Raw genomic sequence first — 23,119 nt, 5'->3', positions numbered from 1 at the left:
ATGTTTGATAAAACAGACCAACTAGCGGTCACAACAATCCGTACACTATCTATTGATGCAATTGAAAAAGCGAATTCCGGCCATCCGGGTTTGCCGATGGGTGCTGCTCCGATGGCGTATGCACTCTGGACGAAAGTGATGAACCACAATCCGAAAAATCCACAATGGTTTAACCGGGATCGGTTCGTATTGTCTGCAGGTCACGGTTCCATGCTTTTATATAGCTTGCTTCACCTTGCTGGCTATAATTTGCCGCTTGACGAGCTTAAAAATTTCCGGCAGTGGGGAAGTAAAACACCGGGTCATCCGGAATATAAACATACAGACGGCGTTGAAGCAACAACAGGTCCACTTGGACAAGGGATTGCAATGGCTGTCGGTATGGCAATGGCGGAACGCCATCTAGCATCTGTTTATAACAAAGATGGCCACGAAGTCATCGGCCACCATACATACGCACTTTGTGGTGATGGTGATTTAATGGAAGGTGTTGCATCAGAAGCAGCGTCACTTGCGGCGCATTTGAAATTAAATCGTCTCGTTCTTCTTTATGATTCAAATGACATTTCACTTGATGGTGATTTAGATAAATCATTCTCTGAAAGTGTAGAAGGACGTTTTGAAGCATACGGCTGGAACTATATCCGTGTAGAAGATGGAAACGATCTTGAAGCTGTGACAAACGCGCTTGAATCTGCGAAAAAAGAAAATGATCGTCCAACAATCATTGAAGTAAAAACAGTGATTGGATACGGTTCTCCAAACAAATCAGGCAAATCTGATTCACATGGTGCTCCACTTGGCGAAGCTGAAATGAAGTTAACAAAAGAATATTACAAGTGGACATTTGATGAAGATTTCCACGTGCCAGACGAAGTATACAACCGTTTCGAAGAAGCAGCTGTTAGCCGAGGTGCAGAGGCGCAAGCTGAATGGGAAAAATCATTTGCATTATATAAAGAAAGCTATCCTGAATTAGCAGCACAGCTTGAAAAAGCGATTAGCGGAGAACTTCCTAACGGATGGGATGCTGATCTGCCTGTTTATAAAGAAGGAACAGCTTCTGCAACGCGTGCAACGTCAGGCGATGCATTAAATGCAATCGCGAAAAACGTACCGACATTCATCGGCGGTTCAGCTGACCTAGCCGGTTCAAACAAAACGACAATTAAAAACGTTGGCGATTTCATGCCAGGACAGTATGAAGGACGCAACATCTGGTTTGGTGTACGTGAATTCGCAATGGGTGCGGCGATGAATGGGATGGCCTTACATGGTGGCTTACAAGTATTTGGCGGGACATTCTTTGTGTTCTCTGACTATCTTCGTCCAGCCATTCGATTAGCAGCATTAATGGGTCTTCCTGTCACATATGTATTCACACATGACAGCATTGCGGTTGGGGAAGATGGCCCGACACATGAGCCGATTGAACAGTTGTCTTCATTACGTGCAATGCCGAACCTGTCTGTGATTCGTCCAGCTGATGGAAACGAAACAGCAGCTGCATGGAAACAAGCGCTGACAAGTAAATCAACGCCGACCGCGCTCATCTTGACACGTCAAGACTTGCCGGTTCTGCCATCGTCAGAGCAGCAGTCGCATACAGGGGTTGAAAAAGGTGCTTACACAGTTGTGAAAGCAGAAAAAACACCAGATGTTCTTCTTCTTGCGAGCGGTTCTGAAGTTGGCATCGCCGTTGAAGCGCAAGAAGCACTTCTTAGCGAGGGGATTCATGCAAATGTGGTTAGCATGCCATCATTTGACCGTTTTGAACAACAGGATGCAGCCTACAAAGAGTCTGTTATTCCAAAGTCAGTGAAGAAACGCCTTGGTATTGAGATGGGTTCTTCATATGGATGGCACCGATACACAGGAGAAGAAGGCGACGTACTGGCGATTGATCAATTTGGTGCTTCTGCTCCAGGTGAAACCGTAATGAAAGAATATGGCTTTACAGCTGAAAATATTGTGGCACGAGTGAAAGCTCTTCTAGAAAAATAAGAATTGAAAAGTCTGGGACCTTTGTTCCGGACTTTTTTTGTCATGAATCAACAAAAATTCACCTGCCCTTATTGTATAATCATCAATGGTTTAGTACACTTTGAATAGACAACTTGAAGGAGGAACACGTTTATGTTTTGGTATGTACTTACGGCTGTACTGGCACTCGCTGCCGGCGTTGCCATCGGTTTTTTCATTGCACGCCGTTACATGATGGATTATTTGAAGAAAAATCCACCAATTAACGAGCAAATGCTGCGAATGATGATGATGCAAATGGGTCAAAAACCATCGCAAAAGAAAATCAATCAAATGATGGCGCAAATGAATAAACAACAGGATAAATAATTCCTTGTTGTATAAGGGATAGAAGGATTTTTATTTGCTTATTTATTTAAACAGAAGGTCGAAAGGTTAATCTTTCTTCACTGTTGTTGCGTTCATATGGTTTATTTTCCTTGTAAATAACAATAACCACCTTTTCTGGTTGAAAGATTAACCAAGAAAGGTGGTTTTTATTATGAAATTAGAAGATGCGTTTAATGAGTATATCTACTATTTTTTGCCGAAAGGATTTATAAACAAGACATTGCTTAACAAATGGAAGGAATTAAAGAACGTCAAAGTGTTCCTGAAAGATAAGAGTGGAATTACTCAATGGGAAAGAATTTATCCCGCATTAACGGGCAGTAAGACCCTCGCTTCAAGACTTCGAAAAGAAAAGAAGGATGAGCGGGGAATCAATTGTCCGTAAAAGCCCGATTGGTTCGGGCCAGTCAGAGCCTGGTCACTCAGGTATTGCCGCAGGACGCGGCGTTCTTTACCTGAGTTCCTGTTTATTCAGTGGGGGATGAAGAAAACCCCCACTGAATGAAGTATCACTTTATCTCAATTTCTAATTGTTCAATATACATGCTGAACAACAATCCATTTTTCCAGTGGTTAAGGGCAAGAATTTTGTATGAATATTTAGATCTATACAAAAAAAGCTTGTAGACAGAGTCTAATAAAGTGAAGACTCTGTCTACAAGCTAGAAGCAGCTGTTACAGACAGCTGCTTGCCTTTTAAATATCTCGAATGCCAAGCACTGCTTCTGAGATATTAACTGCATGATCACCCATGCGTTCAAGGTTAGAGATAATATCAACAAATACAATTCCTGCCTGTCCTGTACACTGTCCTTCGTTCATACGGAAAATATGCTGCTTGCGAAGCTTCCGTTCCATTTTGTCGATAAGATCTTCCTGATTAGCCACTTCGCGGGCAAGATCCAAGTCATTTAAATCAAGAGAACGAATTGCTTTTGAAACTGTTTCAGTAGTCAGTTTAAACATTTTATCTAAATCAGCCATCGCGTCTTCTGAAATCAGTACTTTGTTTGCCTGCTGATATTCAACAAGTTCACAAATATTCTCAGCATGATCTCCAATACGTTCAATGTCCCGGATGGCGTCCATTAGTGTTGAATGACGTTCAGATTCAGTACCGCTCAGCTGTTGTGAACCAACCTTTACAAGATAATCGGTAATTTTCTGATCAAGATTGTCGATCGCTTCTTCGAGTTTCTCAGCTGTTGAAGCATGTTTTTGATGTCTAGTCTTTAAGTATTTATGCGTTTCTTCCATTCCTTTAATCGCATATTCACCCATGCGAATCACTTCTTCTTTTGCCTGACTTAAGGCGATTGAAGAAGATTGTTCAATAAAAATTGGATCAAGATGCTTAGGCTTGTACTCAATAAAGGCATCTTCACCAGGGATTAGCTTAGTCACAATCACGGCTAGCACCGCAACAAATGGCAATTGAATCAACGTATTGGTCACGTTAAATGTCCCATGCGCAAAGGCAATCGTCAGTTCAGGGTTTAAATTTAAGGACGCTTGCAGATAAATAACAAATCGCGTGAAATACGGCAAAATAATTAAGAAAATGACGCTTCCAATAATGTTAAATAAAACATGTGTTGCCGCTGCCCGTCTCGCCGCAACAGAGGCCCCAATGGAAGCCAGAACAGCTGTAATAGTCGTCCCGATATTATCCCCAAATAACACTGGTAGTGCGGCATGAATATCAAGCAATCCTTCTGAAAAAAGCCCCTGTAAAATCCCGATCGTAGCACTGGAACTTTGTACAATTACTGTAAAGAGCGTTCCGATAATTACACCGAGCACCGGATTTGAAGCCATACTAACTGTTAATTCATGAAATGTTTCAAGCTCCCGAAGTGGCTTCATTCCTCCGCTCATTAATTCTAATCCGTAAAAAAGCAATCCAAAACCAAAAGCGATTCGCCCTAGATTATTTACCTTTTTATTTTTAAAGAAGAAAATCAATAAAGATCCAAGAGCAATAATTGGAAGAGCGTATTCACCAACATCGATGCCGATAATAAATGCTGTAACAGTTGTTCCAATATTGGCTCCCATAATGACACCAATGGCTTGTCTAAGCGTCATAAACCCGGCGCTTACTAGACCCACTGTAATAACCGTTGTACCAGAACTGCTTTGAATTAACACCGTTACGAGTATACCCGCAAGCACGCCCATTAGCGGATTTGTCGTAAATCGATCTAAAATTTCACGAAGGCGTTCGCCGGCAGATGCTTGTAGGCCATCCCCCATTTGTTTAATCCCGTACAAAAAAATTCCAAGTCCGCCTAAAAATTGAAATAGTACTTCTTGGAAATTAATTTCCATAACTTCAGCTCCAGTCCCTAATTTTCGACAAAATTCTATCCAATTATGAAGAAAAGGTATAGTAAAAGTAAAGGGTATACAATCTAAATTTACATTATATTAATATTATCCCCTTAATATTAAAATTAGATTACAAATTATAATAATTATAATGGATATACCTTGAATAGTTTTCACTGGCTGACTACAATATAAAAGATCTATTTAGGAAAGGGCCGATGAAATGTCCCTATTCAAGAAATTTATAAAAGTCTTCACTTTCAAGTAATGGAAAATACGAGGACAAACATTATGCAGCGAACTTTGAAGGGAAAGAGGATACACAAGAAAACGATGATAAAAAACGGTAAGAATATAACCAATCAAAAATATATATAAAGAAAATGCGTTTGTGAAATAACAACATTCGTTTTGTGGAACTCTCTTTTTTAATGAATCGTATGCCTTAAATATAGAAATGTCTTTTATGAAGAAACGTACTCAGATGATCATCCTTATATAGACTATAAAGATGATCATCGTAAGTAAAGTGCAAATGAGTTGTTCTGTTCTCTGAATGCAGCGGAACGAAGACTAGAATAAGAATGTTACGTTCTGTGACAACGTCTGCATGACCACCGTTCTGTAGGCCTAGCCCCCAGATGGAAGACGTTATTCATAACACTTACGGGGAGCGGTTCGTTTACATGAGTCGCTCTTTTTTTAATGTAGGTTGATGCAAAAGACCTCTTCATTAAGAGAGCTTTTTTTCTCGTTTCGCTGCATGATCGATCATAAATATCAGTGTTAGAGAAAAACCGATAAAAGAAAAGACCCAAAAAACACCTGTAAAACCGTTAATCCCAGCAGACAGTATGGCAATGAGAACAAGATAAATAGTGAAGAAGCTCTGCACGATAATGCTTAACCCGATTTTTTTCATGAGAATCGCCTTTTTTACAAAACCGATGTATCGATGTACTTGCCAGACAAAGACTGCAAGTGTAATAAAAAAAAACGTATATGCAGCAAAATCGACTATATCCTTCACGGTCAACGATTCTATAGCCGCTAAAAGACTGATGATGACTTCCTTCATGATTTCCCGCCCCTTTCATACTTATTTGAAAAATTCGTTTAATCCATTTTCCAGAATAAGAGGTTATATCCCTCATTGTAATCAAAAAATTCAAATTAAAAACCATTCTTCTTCATGTTTATAAAGTCGGCAAAAAACTTTTTCCAACGAACCCTTTTAGATAGATGATTACCTATTCTGTTTATATAGCTAGGGGGCTGATGAAATCTATGAACCATTCACCATTTTCATATTATTCTGATGTTCAATCTTTTCCTTAAAATTATTCATAAACGAGTTTGGATTTGGAAAGGCTAAAAAAGCAACCATTAAAAAGGAGTGAACAATATGGGACAAAATCATCAATTTAAGCCGGGACAAAAAGTGCCGAATAATGGATCTTATGTGGAAATCGGCGAAACAGGGAGCACAGTAAACAATCCCAAAAAAGTCAAACTAGAAGCAGGCGATACTTTCCCGGATACAACAAATCATAATCGTGTTTGGATGTACCAGCGCAAACCATAATCACTTAAAAATATTTTCCTAATTTTCACAGAGTGAATAAACCGAGATCGATAGAAGGCCGTTTTTTATTTGAAAAAACGGTTTTTTTTATTTTTTGATGAATAAGTACGCTGAGTAATGAGTAAAATGAATTAATGAAGGAAAAGGAGTGTTTGCCATGAAAAAATGGTACTTGTCTTTATTTATAACGATTTTTATTATACTTGGTGTAAATGCCCTCGTATATGCTTACGAAGATGAGCCGACAGGTACAGCGTTTGAACAGCTCGAAAAAGAAGGTATTTCCTTAAAACATTATATTGTGACATTTAAATCACAAGATATCGAAAAAGGGTATTACCGGGCTGTTTCTAGTAATGGTGAGACCCTTCGCTTTAAACAATCTGATGTTGAAATTGAACTATTTGTCGGTAATCGCATCCGTTCATACTGGGAAGACGGCGGTTTTAATATAGCAGAATATGTAAAACCAAAACGGATTGATTATAAAATAACACGTGTATGGAATGAACATAATGAAACGTATTACGGAGGAACAAGTGCTTTAGATGGTGATATTATCTTTACAGAAGAAAATGTAATAGGCCAGAAAGTAAAAGCCGGTCACTATGTTACAGCCGAGTTTGACCAAATGTTTATTGAAAGCGGTTTAATCTGTGTATATAAAAAGAAATAGAAAAAAGGGCGATCTTATTTAATTGGATCGCCCTTTTACTTTAATTCAATATTTTTTGGTTTTAGGAGTTTTAGGAATATGTAAATCTTCATATAAATTTAAAAGCTGGTCCAATTCCTGGCTATACTCGATTGCAAGCGGTGAAGTTAGTCCATTATCAATCGCGATGTTGAAAAGTTCCGTCCGTTTTTCTTCAATTGCGGACAGCAACATGTCTTTATCCATAGAGGACATCCCTTTCTTATTCTACCTGTAATAGTATACCCAATCATTTAATTATTTTCAAAAAGAACTTTCGACTGGTAGTTTTCTTCTGTTCACAATTTATTCGGAGTACGAATGAGGCCAGTTCTGTTACAATGGGGAGGAAAGGATGTTGATGATGGCTGATTTAAATATTTTTCTGGCATTCGGAGCAGGGTTTTTAAGTTTTATTTCACCGTGCTGTCTGCCGCTTTATCCTGCCTTTTTATCGTATATTACCGGCATGAGCGTGAATGAATTAAAAAACGATAATGCGATGCTTCAGCGTCGCAGTATGCTACACACACTATTTTTTTTAATGGGGTTTTCCCTCGTCTTTATGTTACTCGGATTCGGTTCGTCGTTTATCGGTCAGTTTTTAAAAGAATGGGATGATTTAATCCGTCAGCTTGGCGCAATTTTTATTATTTTCTTTGGTCTTATTGTAACAGGTATATTGCAGCCTAAGTTTATGATGTCGGAGAAACGGATGGCATTTAAAAACCGTCCGGTCGGCTATTTAGGATCTGTACTCATAGGTCTTGCGTTTGGTGCGGGATGGACACCATGTACCGGCCCTATCTTGCTTGCTGTTATTTATATGGCGGGGACGCATCCTGATTCAGCGATGCTGTATATGATGGCGTATACGCTTGGGTTCGCTATTCCATTTTTCGTACTTTCATTCTTTATCGGCCGGATGAAGTGGATTCGGACGAATAGCGCTAAGATTGTAAAAATCGGCGGTTATGTTATGATCATCATGGGCATTGTGCTGTTTTTTGACTGGATGACGAAAATTATTATGATTCTCACTCCATTGTTTGGAGGATTCACCGGCTTTTAACACGTTTGAAGGAATGATTGACATGGATTGGATGATTGCGGCATCATCAGTAGCTGCTGTTATGATGGGGATCCTTGCATTCTTTGTTAGAATGCGGGCAGCGAAAAAGCCGACAACAGCGAAGAAAATCATTATGCCGCCGCTTTTTATGAGTACCGGGGCTCTTATGTTTTTATTTCCGGAGTTCCGGGTGACGTTGTTGGAGATGCTCGAAGCAATAGCAGTTGGAATGGTCTTCTCTCTTTTATTAATGAAAACAACAAATTTTGAAATACGAGATGCTGCGATTTATTTGAAACGATCCAAAGCATTTCCAATTATTTTAATGACTCTTTTAGTCGTGCGCCTTATTAGTAAACTTGTTTTATCGACGAAGATTGATATCGGCGAACTAGGTGGTATGTTTTTCATTTTAGCGTTTGCGATGATCGTTCCGTGGCGATTGGCGATGTATAGTCAATATATGAAATTAAAACGGCAACAGATTATAGATGCCACAGAAAAAAGCACCATTCGTCCAATTTGACGAATGGTGCTTTTTTCTAAAATAGATGCTGATATGGCGAAGCATCAATCTGCATTTCATCCAGTTTTTTGCGCAAAAATTTATGGTCGCGCTTCGGTGTAGCCATAATGTAGCCGCGTACGATAAGATCAGTTGATATGTGGCGCGCTTTTTCTTTTAATGCAAGTTCACCGATTTTGCCGGCGATTTTGTGACGGGCGACGTCACGAAACAATTCAGGCACTGGACTAACGAGTTCTTCAAGCATTGCTTTTTCATTTTTCCCCCAGATTTTCCTTGTCTGATCAACATAATACTCTTCCCAATCCATATCTGATCGGCCATCTTGTTTAGGCATTTTTTTCAAAAACTTGCGGAACATAAAAAATCCACCGATTGCAAACAATGAGACAAGGACGACTGTCCATATCATAATAAAATAAGAAAACCAACCTTCAAGCATGATCAAACCCCCGTAAGATTATCTTCTTCTGTTTATCCCGCATTAACGGGCAGTAAGTCCCCTTCTTCAAGACTTCGAAAAGAAAAGAAGGATAAGCAGGGGATCAAATGCCCGTAAAAGCCCGATTGGTTCGGGCCGGCTGAAGCCGGTCACTCAAGTATTGCCGCAGGACGCGGCGCTCTTTACTTGAGTTCCTGTTTCATTCAGTGGGGGGATAGTGGAACGCAGACTAAGATCGTCACGTCCTGTGACAACGTCTGCATGATTCACATTCTGTGAACCTAACCCTCACTGAATGAAGTTTCACTTTATTATAGCAAGAAAAGCATGCTAATTCATCCTTTTCATTCTCTGAATATTTCGTTATGATAAGAACATACATACGACTAGAGGTGAATCATGTGAAATTTATACATACAGCTGACTGGCACCTTGGCAAAATTGTACACGGCGTCTCGATGACAGAGGATCAGCGTTTCGTTTTACAAAAACTGATCTTGCTTATTGAACGCGAAAAACCGGATGCGCTTGTAATCGCAGGTGATTTATACGACCGATCGGTTCCACCGGCTTCTGCTGTGAATCTATTAAACGAAGTACTGTATCACATTAATGTGGAAATGAATGTGCCGATTGTGGCGATATCAGGCAATCATGATAGTGCGGATCGGCTGGCATTCGGCTCGACATGGTTCCGTCAAAGCCGCTTTTATCTGGCTGGGAAAATCGAGAATGGGATGTATTGTCCTGTAATCGACGGTGTTCACTTTCACTGCATACCATTTGCGGAACCGGGAATCGTCCGTCACGTGTATGAAGATGAATCGATTCATTCTCATCATGATGCGATGAAGGTGATTACGGGGCGGTTAAGCGAAAAAATGGATCGTGATGCCATTCATATTGCCGTTGGTCACGCTTTTGTGACCGGCGGGGAGACGAGTGACTCCGAACGTATTTTATCCGTTGGTGGAACAGGAAATGTCGGAGCAGAGCTGTTTAGTCCTTTTCACTACACGGCGCTTGGCCATCTGCATAATCCGAACGCCATCCGCCATGATACAGTACAATATTCTGGCTCACTCTTGAAATATTCGTTTTCAGAAGCGGCACACACGAAAAGTGTATCCATAGTAGAACTGAACGAAAAAGGAACATTAAGCGTGCGGAGAGAAGCGTTAACACCGATTCGTGATATGAAAGAAGTGAAAGGACTACTTGATGAAGTAATGGAAATGAATGAAACAGATGACTACATGAAAGTAACGCTGGAGGATGAAGGTGCGTTAATTGATCCGATGGCAAAGTTGAAGCGGAAATTTCCGAACATATTACATATGGAAAGGGCATCGGCAAAAATCCATTCATTTGAAATTGCTTCTACTAGGCGAAAGCAAAAAAATGAATTGGAATTGTTTAATGAATTTTACAAGGCCATGACAAGCCTCGATTTTACGGATGAAAAAGAAGCTTATATGGCAGCGGTGATGGATGATGTGAAAAAAGGAGGTGATTAAACGTGAAGCCGGTAAAATTAACAATGACCGCATTTGGTCCATATGCAGGACGAGAAGAAATTGATTTTTCACTGCTTGAAAACCGGAAAATGTTTGTTATTTCGGGAAAGACCGGTTCTGGCAAAACGACCATTTTTGATGCAATTAGCTTTGCAATGTATGGCAGGCCGAGTGGTGATAACCGGAGTGCACAAGAAATGAGAAGCCAGTTTGCGCAAGCGGGACAGTTGACGGAGGTGGAATTGTTATTTGAACTGAAAGGTTGTCAATATGTGATCCGCCGTACACCACAGCAAGAAAAAGTGAAAGCGCGCGGAACGGGTACGACGATTGCAAGTGCGACGGCTGAACTAAGTGAAATAACGGATGAAGGAAAGAAAGTGCTGTTGGCGGCCAATGTACGTGATACAGATGAAAAAATAAATGAACTAATCGGTTTAGAAGCAAATCAATTTCGGCAAATTTTAATGATTCCACAAGGTGAATTTCAAAAACTGCTTATGGCAAGCAGTCAAGATAAAGAAAAAATTTTGCAGAAACTGTTTCAAACAGTTTTTTATAAACAAGTAGAGGAACGATTGAAAGAAAAAGCAGATATATTGAAGAAAGAAGCAGGAAAAACAGTAGCTGAACAAATGACGATGCTAAAAAGTTTGCCTCTGTATTCACATGAAATGAGCATTCTTCTGAACGAGGAGGACGTGATGACAGATGTAGTCTTTAAGCAGTTAGATATCGATATGGACATGATGCAACGAGAGCATCAATCGATGAAGGAAAACATTGTGAAGGTTGGAAAAAAACGCGATGAACACGTCGCAGAACGTGAGCGGGGTACGACGCTGAACAGGCAGTTTGATGCTCTGACACAGTCAATTGAAGTAAAAAGACAGCTCGACGACCGACAGGAACAAATGCAATTGATTACTGTAAATATCGTTCGTGCCGAAAGAGCAGAAAAGTTGCTTTCGTATGAAGACCATGTTCAAAAAGCTGAGAAAGCATTGGTATTGGCACACGAGCGAAAAAAGGAAGCGATGCAAAACGAAACATTGGCACGTGTGCAATTTGATCAAGCAGAGAAAGTGTTGAAGCGAGAAGAGAGCCGGCAGCCGGAGCGTGATAAAGCGATCAGACACTATCAACAGTTGGAATCAATGAAAGAATCTGTTTATGCTTTTAAAGAAGCAGTGCAGAATGAATCAATATGCAGGGAAAAACTGGTAAATGCAGTGGCTAGCGGTGTACGATTGCATGAAACACTTCAAGAAATGGAACAAAAAATAAGTGAGGCCGAACATACGATTAAGCCGCTTGAATTAGCGGGTGAACGGTTTATCAAAGCGGACCGGCTCGTTGAAAAAGCAGATCAGATGCTTGAGCTGCATAAAGAAGCAAGAGCTGCAGCATCTCAATTATCGACGCTCGAAGCCGAGAAAAAAGAAGCGGAGCAACGGGTTGCGGAGGCTATGCAAAAAGCGGTTGAAAGTAAGAAACAAGTACTTGCTTTACGGCAGAAATTAAAACACGAACAAGCGGCTCTTCTCGCATTACATTTGACAGAAGGCGAACCATGCGCCGTTTGTGGCTCCATTCATCATCCTAAACCGGCTTATTCCGGTGATGACGACCCGTTAATTCGCGATGAGGATGTCGAACAAGCAGAGAAACACGCATCATTGATTGAGCAAAAGAGTTATGATGAAGAACGAAAACTGTCTTCCATCCAGTTTGCCGTAAACACCTTAAAAAAAGAAATTGAAAAAATGAAAGCCAAATTGTCTGAAGATCAAACGATTGAAGATGTTCAAGAAATGCTTCAAGGGGCAAAAATGGACAGGCAGAAAGCTGAACATGATCGAGAGAAAAAACAGCAACTGGCTGAACAGCTTCACATGTTCAATCAGCAGAAAGAAATGATCGTGCAAAATATAGAGCAAAACCGGCAAATAGAAGCAGCTGAACAGCGCGCACATATTGAGGCGAATAGCGTTCTTGCGCAAATGGAAAAAAGCGTACCGGATCAGATGCGGAATGTAGCTCAATTTATCGAAGTTTTTGATCAAGTAAAACAGCAAGTAGAACAGGATAAACAGCAAGTAGAACAGGCCCGTACTGTGTACCATGAATGGCATGTGGCACTCCAGTCAGCGGTCTCCATTCTCAATGAACGAGAGCAGGCGATGGTAGAAGCAGAAGCGTCATACAAAGACACGGCAGCCATCTTTTCCGAAAAGCTTCTGGAAAATGAATTCATCGATGAGCAGTCTTATCAAGATGCAAAACCGTTTGTCGATCATCTTCTTCCGATGAAGGAATCAGTGGAGCTGTATAACGAAGAGCAACGTGCGATTCACATGAAAATTCGTGAATTGGAAAAGACAACAAACGGTCTCGAGCGGATGGATCTTAATAAATTGAGCGATACAATTGATATGTTGAACGATGAAATGAACGAATGGACACATAAGGCGGGTATGCTTGCGGCACAGATGAGTGAGTCGATGCGGACAAAAGAGGCCGTCATGCGTCTGTCCGAGCAAATCGCCCGCGTTGAGGAAGAGTATCGTCTTGCTGGGCATATGTATGATATTGCACATGGAAAAAATGAATTGAAAGTGACGTTTGAGCGTTACGTACTCGCGTCTTTTCTAGAAGATATTTTAATCGCTGCCAATACGCGGCTTGTTGGTATGACAAATGGACGATTCCAGCTGGAACGGCAGACGGAGCGTGCAAAAGGAAATGCCCAGAGCGGACTTGATCTATTAGCCTTTGATCAATATACGGGGGCAAGCCGTCATGTAAAGACATTGTCGGGTGGTGAAAGTTTTAAAGCGGCGCTCGCCCTTGCACTTGGTCTTGCGGAGGTTGTACAAAATTATGCGGGTGGTGTGTCACTAGAAACGATGTTCGTAGATGAAGGATTTGGCACGCTTGACCCAGAATCGCTGGATCAAGCGATTGAAACGCTAATGGATATTCAATCAGATGGCCGGCTTGTCGGGATTATATCGCATGTACCAGAGTTGAAAGAGCGAATTGATGCTCGTTTAGAAGTGAAGCAGTCAGAGAGGGGAAGCGAAGCGATATTTGTGTTTTCAGGTGAAATATAAGCAATATTCATAAATAGTTCACGGGAAAGCGAGTTTGTTCATTGAGAAATGAATGAATATCCTTTACGATAAATATACAAAAGCTGTTTGGAGGGGATTTTTTGAAATTATTTCGTTATATGATAATTGTCGGGATTGTGATGATTGTGCTGTCTGCATGCAGCAACAGCGATTTTCAAGGAAATATGGATGTAGAAGTGAAGGATTTCAAGAATACGAACCAAGATGGGAAAGAAGTTAATTTGTCCGATTTGAAAGGGAAAGTGTGGATTGCTGACTTTGTCTTCACAAATTGTACGACTGTTTGTCCACCGATGACGAAAAACATGAGTGATCTTCAAGACATGTTAAATGAAGAAGGCGTAAAAGACTATCGCATTGTATCATTTAGTGTTGACCCGGAGCGTGATACACCGGAAGCATTGAAAGAATATATTTCCCATTATGAAGCAGATGAATCGAATTGGGATTTGTTGACGGGTTATGACGGCAAATATATTCGCGAATTCGCGGAAAAGAGCTTTCAAACATTAGCGATTCCAGATCCAAATTCTGACCAGATCATGCATGGAACGAGCTTTTATTTAGTCGATAAAGAAGGCACTGTTGTCAAGAGTTATGCAGGTAATATGGACGTGCCATTCGATGAAATTGTGTTGGATGTGAAGCAATTAACAGAACAACCTTAAGAATAGCACCCCGAATCACGTATTCGGGGCTTTTGCATATAAATAAATGAGCATAAAATAAATAAGACTTGACATTCACATAATTCACAAAAAATTAATAATTTTTTAGTTGCGATAATTTGGGTTTTTGTGTAAGATAAATGTACAGCTTTTTCTGAATATTGTGTTAAGGAGAGTGACTGTATGAACTATGGATTATACAAATTTGGCTCTATGAACAGCGTAAAATGTGAATGTGGTTGGGAAGGGCAGCGTGCTGAACTCCGAAGTGCGCTCGTCGTGCTTGAACAAACAAAGTGTGGTTCCATTTATGATGCTGAAGATGTTTATATTTGCCCTCGCTGTGGATCTAGAAAGTATTAATACCTCTCTACTTTTTCTTTCTGCGCCTTTACATGACCTTTTTCTATGATAACTTCGATGACCGCCAAGAGCCATTTGCTATCATGTTTTGAAGTGGAATCACCCTCATGATTCCACTTTTTTATTTTTTTACAACGACTCTCTCGCCATTTATAATAGAAATAGTTAAATGAGCGGAGGAATAAAATGTCGAATGTAGTCAATCAGTATTTTGCCAATGAATATGAATCGATTGAAATGCTTGCTGATCGCATTAGTGATGCCCTTCACTGTCCTATTACAATTGAAGATGCAAATCATCAAATTATTGCGTACAGCCGCCATGAAGGAGAAATAGATCCGGTGCGGATTGCAACGATTATGCGCCGTCGTGTACCGGAGCATGTGATTAATAGTTTATGGAAAAGCGGAGCTATTCCAAAATTATTTGAAACAGAAGAACCGGTCATTATCCCGGCCATTGATCAAGTTGAGCTTGGTGAACGTGTCGCTATTTCAGTTAGAAAGCAAGGGAAAGTGATCGGTTTTATTTGGGCGCAATCAAAGGCGCATTTTTCGAATGAGCAAATGTTTATTTTAAAGGAAGCTGCAAAAGCGGTGAAAAGCCAGCTTCTACAGCACGAGAAGCGAAAACGTGCGGCTGAAGAAAGCCACCAGGAGTTTTTTTGGAAGCTGTTAACCGGACACTTCAACGGACGTAATGAAGTGGAACAAGTGAATAAAAGCTATGGAATGCCGTTGTCGGCTGAACTGCTGGCAGTAGTATTTGACTTTCAACAGACAATTGACCGTACGCTTGAGCGGCAAATAGACTATCTTGTTGAAACACTCCAGCAATTATCATGTATAGCGAGAACGTATGATGGAAATCAGCTTATTTTACTGATTCGGTTTCCAGATAAAGGTAAAACAAATGCGGTACAGCATTATATTCAAGACTTTATTGCGAAAGCATCAGAAAGGCTGCAAATACAGACAGCAGGGGCAGCGGGAAGTATTGTGAAAAATCCAATCGATGTGCAGACAAGCTATCAAGAAGCATTATATGTGCTGCGCATGAAAGAACTGTTTTCGACAATACAAATGCCGCACTGCTACGAAAAAATAGGTGTTTTTAAATCGATTGATGATTTTCGCACGGTCCGGCAAGGGAAGAGAAATCCGATTATTGAAAAACTGCAAGCTTATGATCAAATGCATCGTGCGAATATGATTGAAACGATTTATACGTTTTTAGCTCACGATGGTAATATGAACGAGGCAGCGGGGGTTTTGCATGTTCATCCGAATACGCTTGCATACCGGTTGAAACGGATGACAGAAATTACAGGATTTGATTTGAAAGATATGAATGAAAAAACATTGCTTTATATTGATTTATTGATTCGTCAAATGGATGATTCATTTTTGTGAAAATGAACAAAAATACTTCTATTGACTTTTTATCCCGCATTAACGGGCAGTAAGACCCCTTCTTCAAGACTTCGAAAAAAGAAGGGTAAGCAAGGGGATCAATTGCCTGTAAAAGCCCGATTGGTTCGGGCCGGCTGAAGTCGGTCACTCAGGTATTGCCGCAGGCCGCGGTGCTCTTTACCTGAGTTCATTTTTATTCAGTGGGGCTATGATGATAAGGAAAATAATCAACTAGGGGGATGAATTGTCATGATTATTGGCGTACCAGGAGAAATTAAAAACAATGAAAATCGGGTTGCTATTACACCAGCTGGCGTTAATTCATTTGTACAAGCAGGACATCATGTACTTGTACAAAGCGGGGCTGGGATGGGAAGTGGCTTCTCTGATGAAGAATATAAAAAAACAGGGGCGGAAATTTTGAACGTGGCAACTGAGGTATGGAAACGTTCAGATATGGTCATGAAAGTAAAGGAGCCGCTCGCATCGGAATACAAATATTTCCACAAAGGGCTTATACTTTTTGCGTATCTTCATCTTGCAGCAGAGCCGGAGTTAACGAAGGCACTTGTTGAACATGAAGTGATAGGCATCGCATATGAAACGGTTAGTGTGAACCAAACGCTGCCGCTTTTATCACCGATGAGTGAAGTAGCGGGTCGGATGGCCGCACAAATTGGCGCGCAGTTTTTAGAAAAGCAAGAAGGGGGAAAGGGTGTTCTGCTTGGAGGTGTACCGGGTGTGAAAAAAAGCAAGGTGACGGTCATCGGGGGTGGAATGGTCGGAAAGAATGCAGCAAAAATTGCGATAGGTCTTGGTGCCGACGTTACAATTATTGATTTAAGCGCAGATCGTCTCCGGCACTTGGAAGATGTATTCGGCTCATCGATTCAAACGTTAATATCAAACCCATTTAATGTTGCAGAAGCCGTGAAAGAGTCTGATCTTGTGATTGGTGCGGTATTAATTCCAGGAGCTAAAGCACCAAGACTAGTAACAGAAGAAATGGTGAAATCGATGTCAGAGGGCTCAGTTATTGTGGACGTAGCGGTGGATCAGGGCGGTATTTTTGAAACAGTAGACCGCATTACGACACATGACAATCCAACATATGTAAAGCATGGTGTTGTTCATTATGCTGTGGCCAATATGCCAGGTGCTGTGCCACGGACATCGACTGTTGCATTGACAAATGTAACCATTCCGTATGCGCTTCAAATCGCGGATAAAGGGTTTGAGAAAGCGGTAGCCGAAAATGCAGCTTTAAAATGCGGTATTAATACGCTAAAAGGATTCGTCACATACAAAGCGGTCGCCGATGATCTTGGTTATGCGTATAAGCAGCTGGATGAACTAATGTAACAGTGTAAAACTAAAACCGGTCATCAGCTGATGACCGGTTTTTTGTGACATTAAAGAGCAATCAGTTCTTTTTGGATCGAATCCGGTGTACCAATGACGATTTTGGGCGTTTTTGCTGGGTCAATCCATTTCATTAGAACTGTTAAATGTGATTCACTGAGGGCAATACATCCTGCTGTCGGGGTTGTACCGCTGCGCCATAGGTGAATAAAGATCGCACTGCCGGCATTTTTCACGACAGGATTTTCATTATAGCGAATAATAATTGCGTGTTTGTAGAGCGTATGATTCAGCCGTTCAAACGATTTCCAGCGTGTGAATGGATTGCCGCGGTAGTATATCCATTTGTTGTAGTCTTTTGACGTAGCGTCATCTACCCAATAATGAAATTTGTTTGTAACTGTATAACGTGATTTTACGCCGACTGGTTTTGCTGCAAAGCCAAACATTTCACCGATGGCATACATCCCTGTTGGTGTAGCTCCATTTCCTTCTTTCTTCGTAAAAGACAGTCCATTTTTACCAGTGACAGCCGGTGAGACACGTTTTAACACCCAGTTGCTCCCGACTTTTTCATATAGTTTCACTGTTGCTATACTAGAAGATGTCTGTCCTTCTGCAATGATTACCTGTTTGCTGTCAATTACGTTGGATAATGCAGCGACGTATGGATCAGGGGCTGCTTCTGGTGACTGAGGAGAAATAGAAATAAGTAAAAGAATCACTAAACACATATAAATCATATGCTTCACTATAAAGCCTCCTTTTTCTTTCTAACTAGCGACTTGAACTTCTGTCTAGCCGCAATTGCTGCGTAATCAAGTTTCGTTTGCGGCGATTCGATGCGTCTTGCTTCCTGTTGCATATAAAGACCTCCCCTAGTAGTTTATAATTATGAAATCACTTCCAATCAACAAAAATTGTAACTTTATTCTAAGGAATTTATTTCCATAAAACAACTCTTTTTGACAAAAAAACAAACTTTTTCAAAAATTACTTGTTTTCCTTATTTATTTAGTAAAAACTCTCATTCATTTTCTTTCCAGCTGATTTCGTGTACAATCAAAAAAAAGACAACAAATGGAGCGGATGGTTATGACGGTAAATAAATCGATAGGTGCAGCTGTTTCATCATTGACAGGTATGAGGCTGCGCGTCGTTCATTCAATCTTGCATCAAATTAATGCGCGCGATTTAATAGCGTTAAAAGCAAAAAGCCAGTTTTCAAAGGAAGAGATGACACCGTTTTTCACTGCTATTACAGCAGAAGCGAACAAACGAAATGAGCAAATGGATGCTGAGCTGCAGCTCGATGTGTTTATTACTTTAACGAAGATGTTAAAGCTACCAGCTGCTCGTTTAAATGAAAAAGAAAAAGTAGCTGCACGCTCTGATGAAATCGTTCATAAATGGTTTGAAAAAACGGTGAAACAAGATAAATTATTGAAGGAGAAATTTGATCAGTCTCTTATCACAGACAAACTCGAATTTTTGCTTCACTATGAAAGTGTGAAAAGAGTGGAGCGTGTGCTCAAAAATGAAAAAGTAGACGAAGAGAAAGAACCGCTTCAAGAAAAGATCCGCCGTTATTGGGAAGAAATGCCGGAATACAAACAAGTACAAATTTATGAGCATCTCCATTTAAATCATGGACTATTATTTACAGAGATCTTGGAGGAAAAAGGCCTTGCTTCTTTTCTATTTGAAATGGGAACGAGAAGCGGTTTATCAATGTATGAAGTGATGCTGTCTGATATTTGTGCGGATCTGCCAAAAGGGGATCCTCATTATTTATGGGTGCTTCATCCAGGTGCGTTGTTTACAGCAGATGTCGCATTGAAAAGTCTCGTATCAGGGAGTTGGATGTTGCCTTCCGCATTGCTTTTAATGTATATGCCGCCGGAAGATGATTTGAAAGAAACAGATTTGGCCGTGATTGCAGCAGAGTGGGTTAGAAGAGAGTCAAGTTACCAGTTGTTAATCCGGCAAATTAATGAATTGAAAGTAGATCAGCAGGAGGCGAAGCAGCACATTGCATCGGTGCGGTTGGAACTTGAAAATGCGATCAGTGCCGAAAAGAGAGCTCAATCGGTCTATCGCAATCTGCAAGAACGTCTCATTGTCATTTTAAAAACAGATCCAGCACGCCCTTATTTAGGAGATATTAGCGTATCTAATACACGAATTCGCGAAAAATTAAGCCGTGTGCAGTCTAAAATGAAATCAAATGAGACGAAAAAAGGGCTTCTTCAGTCTGTTGGGGCTTGGATGTCAAATACGTATTGGCAGACAGAAAAAAACAGTTTAGAAAAAAAACTGCGCGTGTCATTTGAAAAAATGGCTGATGAAGTCATGCGAAAGTATCCGTATTATGAAACGGATTTAATTTCAGAGATGAACACTGCTTTTATTACAGCGAACCAGTGGCAGTTTGAAAAGGAGCGTTTGCAGAAAAAAGAAGCTGAATCCGTCAAGACACTTTCAGAGATGAAAAGCGAAGAGCTGAAACTGCGTGAGAAAGCGGCGGAATCTGCATCTAAAACACCGGGATTAAAGCAATTTGGTATTGAGGAATCACATATGGGGAGCCCTGTCACTTGATAAGGCTCTTTTTTTTATGGTAGGGTATTAAAGATGGGTTAAAGGAAATAATGCCATTATCATTTAATTTATTTTGCTAACTCGCTCAATTTGGAAGGGGAAATGTATGAAAAAAGTAACCAGTGTATTTTGGTGGACAGCGGCGCTAGTTCTGTTTGCCACAATATTTGGGGCAACGGCTCCAAAAACCATTGAAAGTGTAACAACGAATATTCAAAGTTTTATTACATCTGCATTTGGATGGTACTACTTAATTTTAGTGTCGATTATTGTATTATTTTGTCTTGTGCTTATTTTTAGCCCAATTGGTACTATTCGACTTGGTAAACTAGGGGAAAAACCGGAATACTCAACCGCCTCATGGTTCGCGATGTTGTTTAGTGCGGGCATGGGAATAGGACTTGTATTTTGGGGGGCAGCAGAGCCGCTTAGCCATTATGCGGTTTCAAGTCCGCTGTCAGAAGAAGGGACGAACAGTGCATTAAGAGAATCTCTGCGCTACACGTTTTTTCATTGGGGACTGCACGCATGGGCTATTTATGCAATCGTTGCGCTTTCGCTTGCTTACTTCCAATTCCGAAAAGGAGAACCTGGTCTTGTCAGCGCTACATTGAAGCCGGTACTCGGGAAATATACAGAAGGATGGATTGGCACGCTTATTGATATTATTGCTGTTTTTGCTACAGCTGTCGGGGTGGCGACAACTCTCGGCTTCGGCGCAGCACAAATTAACGGCGGTCTTGCGTATTTATTCGGGGTACCTGTTTCATTTGCTGTACAGTTCATTATTATTGCTATTACGACCGTGTTGTTTATCATTTCGTCGTTATCAGGTCTTGGAAAAGGAATCAAAATTTTAAGCAACGTAAACATGGTATTGGCGGTTGCTCTTTTAGTTTTAATGTTAATTCTTGGACCAAGTCTGTTTATTTTAAATATATTTACTGATACGATCGGGGCGTATTTTCAGAACCTGATGCGTATGAGTTTCCAGATTGCACCGCTTAACGAAGAACACCGTAGCTGGATTAATGGGTGGACGATTTTTTATTGGGCGTGGTGGATTTCCTGGGCGCCATTCGTTGGTATTTTTATCGCCCGTGTATCACGGGGACGTACGGTTCGCGAATTCATGATCGGTGTGTTACTTATGCCATCACTTGTCAGCTTTTTTTGGTTTGCGGTGTTTGGAGCATCAGCGATGGATTTACAAATGAGCGGCGCTGTTGATTTGACACAGTATGCAACAGAAGAAGTGCTGTTCGCTGTTTTTAATGCACTTCCGTGGTCACAGCTGTTATCTATCGTAGCTATTTTTCTTGTTACAACATTCTTCATTACATCAGCAGATTCCGCTACATTTGTTCTTGGTATGCAGACGACGAATGGTTCGCTAACACCGCCAAACAATGTGAAAGTGGCATGGGGCATTTTCCAGTCTATGATTGCCGTTGTACTTCTGTACAGTGGTGGGCTTCAAGCATTGCAAAATACCCTCATTGCAGCCGCATTTCCGTTTTCATTCATTATTATTTTAATGATGTTTTCTCTTGTTCGAGCTTTTTCAGAAGAGCGGAAAGAGATGCGCAAGCAAGGCATGCGTGGTCCCCGTACTTAAATGATAAAAAAGGGTATCAATCGATACTCTTTTTTATCATTTCATTTGTTTCACTTGAAGTTTTCTCCGGTCTTTTTTATGATGAGGAGAGCCCGTTTTAATAAAGGAGTATAACATAGTGAAACGACGAAAGTTACGAAAACGAGCAATGTCTTTTTTATCTACTTCATTTATTCTTCTAGGCCTGTTTTTATTGATCCTATTTGCTTTGAGTGATTCAACATTTAAATTAATAGATACAAAAAACATTCCGGAAGAATTTATTCCGATTTACAAAGCGGCTGCAGCAGAATATGGCGTTCCGTGGGAGCTCCTGGCAGCGCACCACCGGGTGGAAACCAAATTTTCAACAATGGATCCGATGATTTCGCCAGTAGGTGCAGAAGGTCCTATGCAGTTTATGCCATGCACATTTGTCGGATGGCAGCACCCTACCTGCAACGGACTTGGTGCAGGAGAAATTTCAAAAGAAGAAAAAATAGACCCTAAAGTCATTGCAAAATACGGCGGATACGGCGTTGATGCAAATGGAGACGGCAAAGCTGACCCATTTGATGTTGAAGATGCCATTTTTAGTGCGGCGAATTATTTGCAGTCAAATGGAGCCGCTGAAGGTGATTTAGAGCGGGCGATTTTTGCTTATAATAAAAGCGATCAGTATGTAGCGGATGTTTTGTATTATGTAGATGAGTATTCGAAACAGTCTGAATAACAAGGTGTGGCATTCCGCGCAGTGAAACGATAAAAACGTCTTTGCCTAACATGGCAAAGACGTTTTTATTACTGCTGTTTTTTATTGTAATAATTTACTGCGAATTGGGAACCTTCGTCAACCATTTTATTGTCATCAATGTCTTCTGGATGAGGATTGCCTCCTTTATGTACCGGGAACGAATCCCCTGGAGACGTTTCACCGTTTAATTTCTGTTTCGCCTGGGACATCCAGCTATCAAATTTTGTACGGTTTTCATCTTTCGACATCCACCATGCTGCGGCACCAGCACCGAGAAGAAGGTAACCAAGTCCGCCATTTTTTTGCTTCATCGTTTTTTTACTGCTATACATTGAAAGTCCTCCTTAATAATATTGTCACTTTATCGCTCGCATACTAACAAGTTTACCCACATGGTATAAATTCAAAACATTGACCATTGTTTAATGAAAAAACGAAGCGCTTTAAAAAAGGATATGAGGGTATATTATGTAAGGAATGAGTAGGGAGGAAGGATTGGATTTGAATGGAACGTATATTCTGTCTGGCGCAGTGGAAAGAGTTTAACGAATTTCCCAAAGAAGTCCCCCCTATTCAAACGTGTGAAGGGCATAGTCAGGCGGTAAGGGGGAGATGAATTTCGGTTAGGAGATATAGCTTAAAGGATTTTATTTTTTGTCCTTCTGGGATAATCAGTCTTATATA

22 protein-coding genes are annotated in these 23,119 nt (G+C 40.7%); 16 read left to right on the top strand and 6 right to left on the bottom strand.

The window, feature by feature from the left end; translation table 11 throughout:
• From tkt to BLL40_RS08790, 3 genes are all read left to right on the top strand, one after another.
• Entirely contained in the window at window positions 1–2,004 is a 2,004-nt protein-coding gene (gene tkt, locus BLL40_RS08800) for a transketolase (RefSeq protein ID WP_073711537.1), read from the top strand.
• Between the two features lie 132 nt (window positions 2,005–2,136).
• Entirely contained in the window at window positions 2,137–2,352 is a 216-nt protein-coding gene (locus BLL40_RS08795; RefSeq protein WP_073711536.1) for a YneF family protein, read from the top strand.
• A gap of 172 nt (window positions 2,353–2,524) precedes the next feature.
• Entirely contained in the window at window positions 2,525–2,758 is a 234-nt protein-coding gene (locus BLL40_RS08790) for a hypothetical protein (RefSeq protein ID WP_073711535.1), read from the top strand.
• Window positions 2,759–3,069: 311 nt separating this feature from the next.
• On the opposite strand, the gene BLL40_RS08785 is transcribed toward BLL40_RS08790, so the two are convergent.
• Window positions 3,070–4,704, bottom strand: coding sequence for a Na/Pi cotransporter family protein (locus BLL40_RS08785; RefSeq protein ID WP_073711534.1), 1,635 nt, complete (start codon window positions 4,702–4,704; stop codon window positions 3,070–3,072).
• Window positions 4,705–5,437: 733 nt separating this feature from the next.
• Complete coding sequence (locus BLL40_RS08780; RefSeq protein ID WP_073711533.1) at window positions 5,438–5,782, bottom strand: hypothetical protein; 345 nt, start codon at window positions 5,780–5,782, stop codon at window positions 5,438–5,440.
• A 327-nt stretch (window positions 5,783–6,109) separates the two neighbouring features.
• Here BLL40_RS08780 and BLL40_RS08775 point away from each other — a divergent pair, with 327 nt between their 5' ends.
• Window positions 6,110–6,289 carry a YjzC family protein gene (locus BLL40_RS08775; protein ID WP_073711532.1) on the top strand — a complete coding sequence of 60 codons (180 nt, stop codon included), beginning with the start codon at window positions 6,110–6,112 and terminating at the stop codon, window positions 6,287–6,289.
• A gap of 157 nt (window positions 6,290–6,446) precedes the next feature.
• Window positions 6,447–6,965 carry a hypothetical protein gene (locus BLL40_RS08770; RefSeq protein WP_073711531.1) on the top strand — a complete coding sequence of 173 codons (519 nt, stop codon included), beginning with the start codon at window positions 6,447–6,449 and terminating at the stop codon, window positions 6,963–6,965.
• 45 nt (window positions 6,966–7,010) lie between these two features.
• Here the strand turns inward: BLL40_RS08770 and BLL40_RS08765 are convergent, their stop codons facing one another.
• Complete coding sequence (locus BLL40_RS08765) at window positions 7,011–7,190, bottom strand: aspartyl-phosphate phosphatase Spo0E family protein (RefSeq protein ID WP_073711530.1); 180 nt, start codon at window positions 7,188–7,190, stop codon at window positions 7,011–7,013.
• A gap of 157 nt (window positions 7,191–7,347) precedes the next feature.
• Here BLL40_RS08765 and BLL40_RS08760 point away from each other — a divergent pair, with 157 nt between their 5' ends.
• Together BLL40_RS08760 and BLL40_RS08755 are read left to right on the top strand one after the other, a co-directional pair.
• Window positions 7,348–8,055, top strand: a complete 708-nt coding sequence (locus BLL40_RS08760) for a cytochrome c biogenesis CcdA family protein (RefSeq protein ID WP_073711674.1) — start codon at window positions 7,348–7,350, stop codon at window positions 8,053–8,055.
• A 13-nt stretch (window positions 8,056–8,068) separates the two neighbouring features.
• The gene (locus tag BLL40_RS08755; RefSeq protein WP_425429407.1) at window positions 8,069–8,581 is read left to right on the top strand and encodes a CcdC family protein; all 513 of its coding nucleotides are present in this window, start codon (window positions 8,069–8,071) and stop codon (window positions 8,579–8,581) included.
• A gap of 16 nt (window positions 8,582–8,597) precedes the next feature.
• On the opposite strand, the gene BLL40_RS08750 is transcribed toward BLL40_RS08755, so the two are convergent.
• Window positions 8,598–9,023: a DUF2621 domain-containing protein gene (locus tag BLL40_RS08750; protein WP_073711529.1), complete on the bottom strand. Its 426-nt coding sequence runs from the start codon at window positions 9,021–9,023 to the stop codon at window positions 8,598–8,600.
• 401 nt (window positions 9,024–9,424) lie between these two features.
• Between BLL40_RS08750 and BLL40_RS08745 the strand changes: the two genes are divergently transcribed.
• The 6 genes from BLL40_RS08745 (at window position 9,425) to ald (ending at window position 17,483) form a co-directional block, all read left to right on the top strand.
• Window positions 9,425–10,540, top strand: a complete 1,116-nt coding sequence (locus BLL40_RS08745; RefSeq protein WP_073711528.1) for an exonuclease SbcCD subunit D — start codon at window positions 9,425–9,427, stop codon at window positions 10,538–10,540.
• 2 nt (window positions 10,541–10,542) lie between these two features.
• On the top strand, window positions 10,543–13,656 hold the full coding sequence (locus BLL40_RS08740) for an AAA family ATPase (protein ID WP_073711527.1): 3,114 nt from the start codon (window positions 10,543–10,545) through the stop codon (window positions 13,654–13,656).
• A gap of 101 nt (window positions 13,657–13,757) precedes the next feature.
• The gene (locus tag BLL40_RS08735) at window positions 13,758–14,345 is read left to right on the top strand and encodes an SCO family protein (RefSeq protein ID WP_083566440.1); all 588 of its coding nucleotides are present in this window, start codon (window positions 13,758–13,760) and stop codon (window positions 14,343–14,345) included.
• Between the two features lie 183 nt (window positions 14,346–14,528).
• Window positions 14,529–14,708 (top strand): hypothetical protein, encoded by a 180-nt coding sequence (locus tag BLL40_RS08730; RefSeq protein WP_073711526.1) that lies wholly within the window; start codon window positions 14,529–14,531, stop codon window positions 14,706–14,708.
• A 186-nt stretch (window positions 14,709–14,894) separates the two neighbouring features.
• On the top strand, window positions 14,895–16,121 hold the full coding sequence (locus BLL40_RS08725; RefSeq protein ID WP_073711525.1) for a PucR family transcriptional regulator: 1,227 nt from the start codon (window positions 14,895–14,897) through the stop codon (window positions 16,119–16,121).
• 249 nt (window positions 16,122–16,370) lie between these two features.
• Window positions 16,371–17,483, top strand: a complete 1,113-nt coding sequence (gene ald / locus BLL40_RS08720) for an alanine dehydrogenase (protein ID WP_073711524.1) — start codon at window positions 16,371–16,373, stop codon at window positions 17,481–17,483.
• Window positions 17,484–17,533: 50 nt separating this feature from the next.
• Here ald and BLL40_RS08715 read toward each other — a convergent pair whose 3' ends face one another.
• Window positions 17,534–18,226: a L,D-transpeptidase family protein gene (locus BLL40_RS08715; RefSeq protein ID WP_245797927.1), complete on the bottom strand. Its 693-nt coding sequence runs from the start codon at window positions 18,224–18,226 to the stop codon at window positions 17,534–17,536.
• Between the two features lie 352 nt (window positions 18,227–18,578).
• Between BLL40_RS08715 and BLL40_RS08710 the strand changes: the two genes are divergently transcribed.
• The 3 genes from BLL40_RS08710 (at window position 18,579) to BLL40_RS08700 (ending at window position 22,414) form a co-directional block, all read left to right on the top strand.
• On the top strand, window positions 18,579–20,084 hold the full coding sequence (locus BLL40_RS08710) for a hypothetical protein (protein WP_073711523.1): 1,506 nt from the start codon (window positions 18,579–18,581) through the stop codon (window positions 20,082–20,084).
• A gap of 106 nt (window positions 20,085–20,190) precedes the next feature.
• Window positions 20,191–21,702: a glycine betaine uptake BCCT transporter gene (locus BLL40_RS08705; RefSeq protein ID WP_073711522.1), complete on the top strand. Its 1,512-nt coding sequence runs from the start codon at window positions 20,191–20,193 to the stop codon at window positions 21,700–21,702.
• A 118-nt stretch (window positions 21,703–21,820) separates the two neighbouring features.
• Complete coding sequence (locus BLL40_RS08700) at window positions 21,821–22,414, top strand: lytic transglycosylase domain-containing protein (protein ID WP_095532837.1); 594 nt, start codon at window positions 21,821–21,823, stop codon at window positions 22,412–22,414.
• A gap of 68 nt (window positions 22,415–22,482) precedes the next feature.
• Here the strand turns inward: BLL40_RS08700 and BLL40_RS08695 are convergent, their stop codons facing one another.
• The gene (locus BLL40_RS08695) at window positions 22,483–22,767 is read right to left on the bottom strand and encodes a hypothetical protein (RefSeq protein WP_083566435.1); all 285 of its coding nucleotides are present in this window, start codon (window positions 22,765–22,767) and stop codon (window positions 22,483–22,485) included.
• Window positions 22,768–23,119: the final 352 nt, after the last annotated feature.

This window comes from Domibacillus mangrovi (genome assembly GCF_001906925.1).
Lineage (GTDB): Bacteria > Bacillota > Bacilli > Bacillales > Domibacillaceae > Domibacillus > Domibacillus mangrovi.
This window is presented reverse-complemented; position numbering and strand designations above follow the sequence as displayed.

What these genes read in the sequence shown, in the direction of transcription:
- BLL40_RS08725 (WP_073711525.1), top strand. Translation starts at nt 14,895, where the DNA reads ATGTCGAATGTAGTCAATCAGTATTTTGCCAATGAATATGAATCGATT.
- BLL40_RS08705 (WP_073711522.1), top strand. Translation starts at nt 20,191, where the DNA reads ATGAAAAAAGTAACCAGTGTATTTTGGTGGACAGCGGCGCTAGTTCTG.
- BLL40_RS08785 (WP_073711534.1), bottom strand. Translation starts at nt 4,704, where the DNA reads ATGGAAATTAATTTCCAAGAAGTACTATTTCAATTTTTAGGCGGACTT.
- BLL40_RS08760 (WP_073711674.1), top strand. Translation starts at nt 7,348, where the DNA reads ATGGCTGATTTAAATATTTTTCTGGCATTCGGAGCAGGGTTTTTAAGT.
- BLL40_RS08770 (WP_073711531.1), top strand. Translation starts at nt 6,447, where the DNA reads ATGAAAAAATGGTACTTGTCTTTATTTATAACGATTTTTATTATACTT.
- BLL40_RS08730 (WP_073711526.1), top strand. Translation starts at nt 14,529, where the DNA reads ATGAACTATGGATTATACAAATTTGGCTCTATGAACAGCGTAAAATGT.
- tkt (WP_073711537.1), top strand. Translation starts at nt 1, where the DNA reads ATGTTTGATAAAACAGACCAACTAGCGGTCACAACAATCCGTACACTA.
- BLL40_RS08780 (WP_073711533.1), bottom strand. Translation starts at nt 5,782, where the DNA reads ATGAAGGAAGTCATCATCAGTCTTTTAGCGGCTATAGAATCGTTGACC.
- BLL40_RS08755 (WP_425429407.1), top strand. Translation starts at nt 8,069, where the DNA reads ATGATTGACATGGATTGGATGATTGCGGCATCATCAGTAGCTGCTGTT.
- BLL40_RS08750 (WP_073711529.1), bottom strand. Translation starts at nt 9,023, where the DNA reads ATGCTTGAAGGTTGGTTTTCTTATTTTATTATGATATGGACAGTCGTC.
- BLL40_RS08790 (WP_073711535.1), top strand. Translation starts at nt 2,525, where the DNA reads ATGAAATTAGAAGATGCGTTTAATGAGTATATCTACTATTTTTTGCCG.
- BLL40_RS08710 (WP_073711523.1), top strand. Translation starts at nt 18,579, where the DNA reads ATGACGGTAAATAAATCGATAGGTGCAGCTGTTTCATCATTGACAGGT.
- BLL40_RS08765 (WP_073711530.1), bottom strand. Translation starts at nt 7,190, where the DNA reads ATGGATAAAGACATGTTGCTGTCCGCAATTGAAGAAAAACGGACGGAA.
- BLL40_RS08775 (WP_073711532.1), top strand. Translation starts at nt 6,110, where the DNA reads ATGGGACAAAATCATCAATTTAAGCCGGGACAAAAAGTGCCGAATAAT.
- BLL40_RS08715 (WP_245797927.1), bottom strand. Translation starts at nt 18,226, where the DNA reads ATGATTTATATGTGTTTAGTGATTCTTTTACTTATTTCTATTTCTCCT.
- BLL40_RS08695 (WP_083566435.1), bottom strand. Translation starts at nt 22,767, where the DNA reads ATGTATAGCAGTAAAAAAACGATGAAGCAAAAAAATGGCGGACTTGGT.
- ald (WP_073711524.1), top strand. Translation starts at nt 16,371, where the DNA reads ATGATTATTGGCGTACCAGGAGAAATTAAAAACAATGAAAATCGGGTT.
- BLL40_RS08795 (WP_073711536.1), top strand. Translation starts at nt 2,137, where the DNA reads ATGTTTTGGTATGTACTTACGGCTGTACTGGCACTCGCTGCCGGCGTT.